The sequence below is a fragment of the Alkalibacterium subtropicum genome, from assembly GCF_900112455.1.
Lineage (GTDB): Bacteria > Bacillota > Bacilli > Lactobacillales > Carnobacteriaceae_A > Alkalibacterium > Alkalibacterium subtropicum.
Map to the genome: position 1 here is coordinate 122,579 of NZ_FOLT01000006.1, position 3,731 is coordinate 126,309.

General features: G+C 43.8%; 4 protein-coding genes and 1 pseudogene. 3 read left to right on the forward strand and 2 right to left on the reverse strand.

The genetic code is table 11. The features are described 5' to 3' along the window. From BM049_RS07775 to BM049_RS11820, 3 genes are all read left to right on the forward strand, one after another. On the forward strand, positions 1 to 384 hold a 384-nt coding region (locus BM049_RS07775; RefSeq protein ID WP_177188640.1), incomplete at its 5' end, for a 3D domain-containing protein. A gap of 583 nt (positions 385 to 967) precedes the next feature. Next, complete coding sequence (locus BM049_RS07780; RefSeq protein WP_091530171.1) at positions 968 to 1,204, forward strand: hypothetical protein; 237 nt, start codon at positions 968 to 970, stop codon at positions 1,202 to 1,204. Between the two features lie 3 nt (positions 1,205 to 1,207). After that, entirely contained in the window at positions 1,208 to 1,354 is a 147-nt protein-coding gene (locus BM049_RS11820; protein WP_177188641.1) for a hypothetical protein, read from the forward strand. Positions 1,355 to 1,468: 114 nt separating this feature from the next. Here BM049_RS11820 and argS read toward each other — a convergent pair whose 3' ends face one another. Beyond that, a complete protein-coding gene (gene argS, locus BM049_RS07785) occupies positions 1,469 to 3,163 on the reverse strand; it encodes an arginine--tRNA ligase (RefSeq protein ID WP_091530174.1) in 1,695 nt (564 codons plus the stop codon). Between the two features lie 278 nt (positions 3,164 to 3,441). Continuing rightward, a pseudogene (locus tag BM049_RS11825) lies at positions 3,442 to 3,731 on the reverse strand (ISLre2-like element ISDsu1 family transposase); the annotation flags it as partial.

Sequence of the window (3,731 nt, forward strand, 5' to 3'; positions counted from 1 at the left end):
GCGGAACAGAAAGCTGAAGAAGAAGCCGCTGCTCAGGCTGCCGCTGAGCAGAAAGCTGAAGAAGAGGCTGCCGCTAAAGTGGCTGCTGAAGAAGAGTCAGGCCAATGGATGTCAGTTGAAGCGACAGCCTATTCCAGAAATCAGCCTTCATTAAGCAACTTTACTTTCTTAGGCATCGATTTAAGAGAAAATCCTCGCGTGATCGCTGTCGATCCTGATGTCATCCCACTGGAATCACGGGTTTACATTCCTGGGTATGGTGAATTTATAGCAGGCGATACCGGTGGTGCAATCATCGGAAACCGCATCGACCTGCACATGGAAAATGTTGACGACGCCTGGGCCTTTGGTCGTCAGCAATTGGATATTCAGATTTTAGACTAAAAAATGAACGCAACAAGTAATAAGACGCTGGAGCAAAACTCTAGCAATTAAAAAAAGCAACGCTATTTTGTAATAGTCTACAAAATAGCGTTGCTTTTTACGCTTTCCTCTTTTAAACGCAGGACTATTGTTCCAGCCTCACCCTTTTGGGGCTTTGACAAAGAATATGTCCCACTTAGGAGCGTAGGTGTATCTGAACAGGTATTGAAAATGACTGATCGACCAACTGGATTAGCTGATGGTACTCGAGCTTGTAAGCCCAGAGGAGTGCGTACTAACTCATGGGGTGAAAGCTGAGAGAGATGGTGTGCGTAGCTCGATGTTTACTTCCTCATTTGAATAAGTGAATTCCAGTTGGTAAGCTTTCATATTTCCGTACCATATCGATAGAAAATCATGTTTGACCTAGTAAGCCTAGAACATAGTCTACTAGCTCGAAGATATAAATATTTGCCAGTTGGTAGTCCCCACGAATGGCTTACCCACTCAAAGCAGCTTTCACCTTTGAGATGGTAAAGGCACAGCCAGTAACGTCATATTTCTTCTGCCTGCTATTAAATGTGTCCTTGAAAGGGAGAGGATCATGGAACGAAATAAGTCCCATCCTTTTTTTTTTTCAAAAATTCCTAAATCTTCCTTCTATATTGATATAGAGCAGATACAGGATCATCAAAGTGTTATGTTTTTAAACGGTATTATGTTCATAGTAGGTTATTCAAATATGAATATTTTTATTTTTGATTCTATAATATTTACCGAAATAACCGGCAAACATAAAGGAGACTGCCGAGATGAAAAAGTTTACTCAATTGCTGGCTAGGTAATGACAGCTGGAATGCTTCTTGTCGGCTGTGACAGAGAGACAAATGCTGTTGAAATCGAGGGAGATCTGCCGGAAATAGAAAATCCTCGCGAAAATGCAACAGAAGAAGAAATTGAAGAACAGGAAGAAGATAAAGAAAGTGAATAAAAAATACTTAGTATCACTCAGTCGGCAATTTGGTATAAGTGAACCAAGGTGTTTTCAAAAAAAAAACCGCGTCTCCCGTGAATGACGAGGGAGACGCGGTTTTGATCAAAATCTTTACATTTCGTTAGGTGCTTCGACGCCTAGGATACGCAGATCTTCTTTCAGTACTTCGGTCACGGCAAAGACCAGGGCCAGACGGGCATCTTTTTCTTCATGTTCGTCGAGGACACGGACGTTTGCGTAGAAACGGTTGAAGGCCTGAGCCAGATGGATCGCGTGTTTCGCAATGATAGACGGTTCGTAGTTATCGAAGGCACGCTTCACTGTGTGCGGATATTCCTGAAGCACCTTGATGACTTCCCAGCTGTATTCGTCGCTGAGTTCAAAATCGTCAGCGGCATCAAAGTCAGAAATACCGGCTTTACCCAGGATGCTCATGGCACGTGCACGGGTGTATTGAACATAAGGACCGGTCTCGCCTTCAAACTGGACCACTTCTTCGATCGTGAAGTCGAAGTTGTTCAGACGGTCGTTCTTCAAGTCATGGAAGACAACAGCGCCGACACCGACTTGTTCAGCTACGGTTTCCTTGTTCGGCAGCCCAGGATTTTTCTCTTCGATCTGCTGCAGGGCGAGAGAGCTCGCTTCGTTCAGTACTTCCTCAAGCAAGACGACTTTCCCTTTACGGGTCGAGAGTTTCTTGCCGTCTTTGGTGATCAGACCGAATGGGATGTGGTGGATGTCGTCTGCCCACTCAAAATCAGCTTCTTTTAAAACAGCTTTCAACTGTTTGAAGTGGTTCGACTGTTCCTGTCCCACAACATAAAGGGACTGGGCGAAGTCGTAGGTATTCTTTCTATACAAGGCGGCCGCCAGGTCACGGGTCATATAAAGTGTTGCACCGTCAGACTTCATGATCAAGGCCGGATTCAAATCATACTTTTCAAGGTCGACGATGTGTGCACCCTGATCGGCAGAGAGTAGATGTTTGTCGTCCAGGATCTTGACGACGTCCTCCATCTTGTCATTATAGAAGGCTTCGCCGTTTGTGGAATCAAAACTGATGTTCAAACGGTCGTAGACTTTGTTGAACTCATTGAGTGATTCTTCTCTGAACCAGGTCCAAAGCTCCACTGCTTCAGGATTCCCGTCTTCCAGTTTTCTGAACCATAAGCGGCCTTCATCTTCAAGAGAAGGATCATCTTCAGCTACCTCATGGAATTTCACGTATAAACGCAGCAGTTCTTTGATCGGATCTTTTTTGACGTCTTCTTCAGATCCCCATTTTTTATAAGCGGTGATCAGCTTGCCGAACTGTGTGCCCCAGTCGCCCAAGTGGTTGATGCGGATAGGGGTGTAATCCACTTTTTCCATGATGTTCGCTAACGAATTACCGATAACGGTCGAACGCAGGTGGCCCATGGACATCGGTTTGGCGATATTGGGAGAAGACATGTCGATCGGGACGTTGCCGCCGTTACCAATCTTCAGATTGCCGAAGTTATTTTTTTCAGCAACGACTTCCTTCAGGACAGCATTTGAGACCGTTTCTTTTTTAAGGAAGAAGTTGATGTAAGGTCCCACGACCTGTTGGCGGTCGATAAGCGGTGAAGAGATGGATTCGCCGACTTCCTGAGCGATCTGAGCCGGATTTTTTCTGAATAGTTTAGCCAGCTGGAAAGTAGGGAAAGCGATGTCCCCGTGATCCGTATGTTTGGGCTTTTCAAGCAGATCCTTGATCTCATTCAACTCAAGGTTTTCGTGCAGTTGTTCATGTATTGCTTCCGCAATGATTTGTTTATAGTCCATATAAAAGACCTCCAGTAATTGATTTCTTACCCTTAATCATTTAATACGTGCATAAAAAAAAGGGCTGTTATTTTGAATAGTCAAAAGTCACGCCGTTTCAGATTACATAAGTATTAAGCACTTGTATTATAGCAAAGCTTAAAGAGACTAGCAAGATTTTCTACAGAAAGGTATGTGTAAAGTTATTCTCGGAAATTTATTCTAGAAATCTGAAACACTATTTATTTTTTCTCTTCGAGCTATGTTTTTAGTATCTTTTAAAAGCTTAAAATCTCTCTCTAACTAAACAATTTCTGTAATTGCCCCATTGGGCTTGAAGAGGAGCCATAATTAGCTACTCTGCCAATTTTCACACCTATTGATGGTCTGGATTTACTTTTCTTCAAGGCTGCTCTTACAGCCCCTTTGAACTCCGGCTGGAGTTCCGCTAAAAGCTCAGGTGTTTTATCTGTTAAGGCTTTGAGAAACGTTCCGTTCTTACGTGCTGAAATAATCGCCGCTATATTCCCTGCACCCTTAGCTGAGAAACCGCGACCTTGTCGCTTCATGCGATAACTATATGGCCGAT

Excerpts from the sequence above, each read along its gene's own strand:
- BM049_RS07780 (WP_091530171.1), top strand. The coding sequence starts at position 968 with ATGGAACGAAATAAGTCCCATCCTTTTTTTTTTTCAAAAATTCCTAAA.
- BM049_RS11820 (WP_177188641.1), top strand. The coding sequence starts at position 1,208 with ATGACAGCTGGAATGCTTCTTGTCGGCTGTGACAGAGAGACAAATGCT.
- argS (WP_091530174.1), bottom strand. The coding sequence starts at position 3,163 with ATGGACTATAAACAAATCATTGCGGAAGCAATACATGAACAACTGCAC.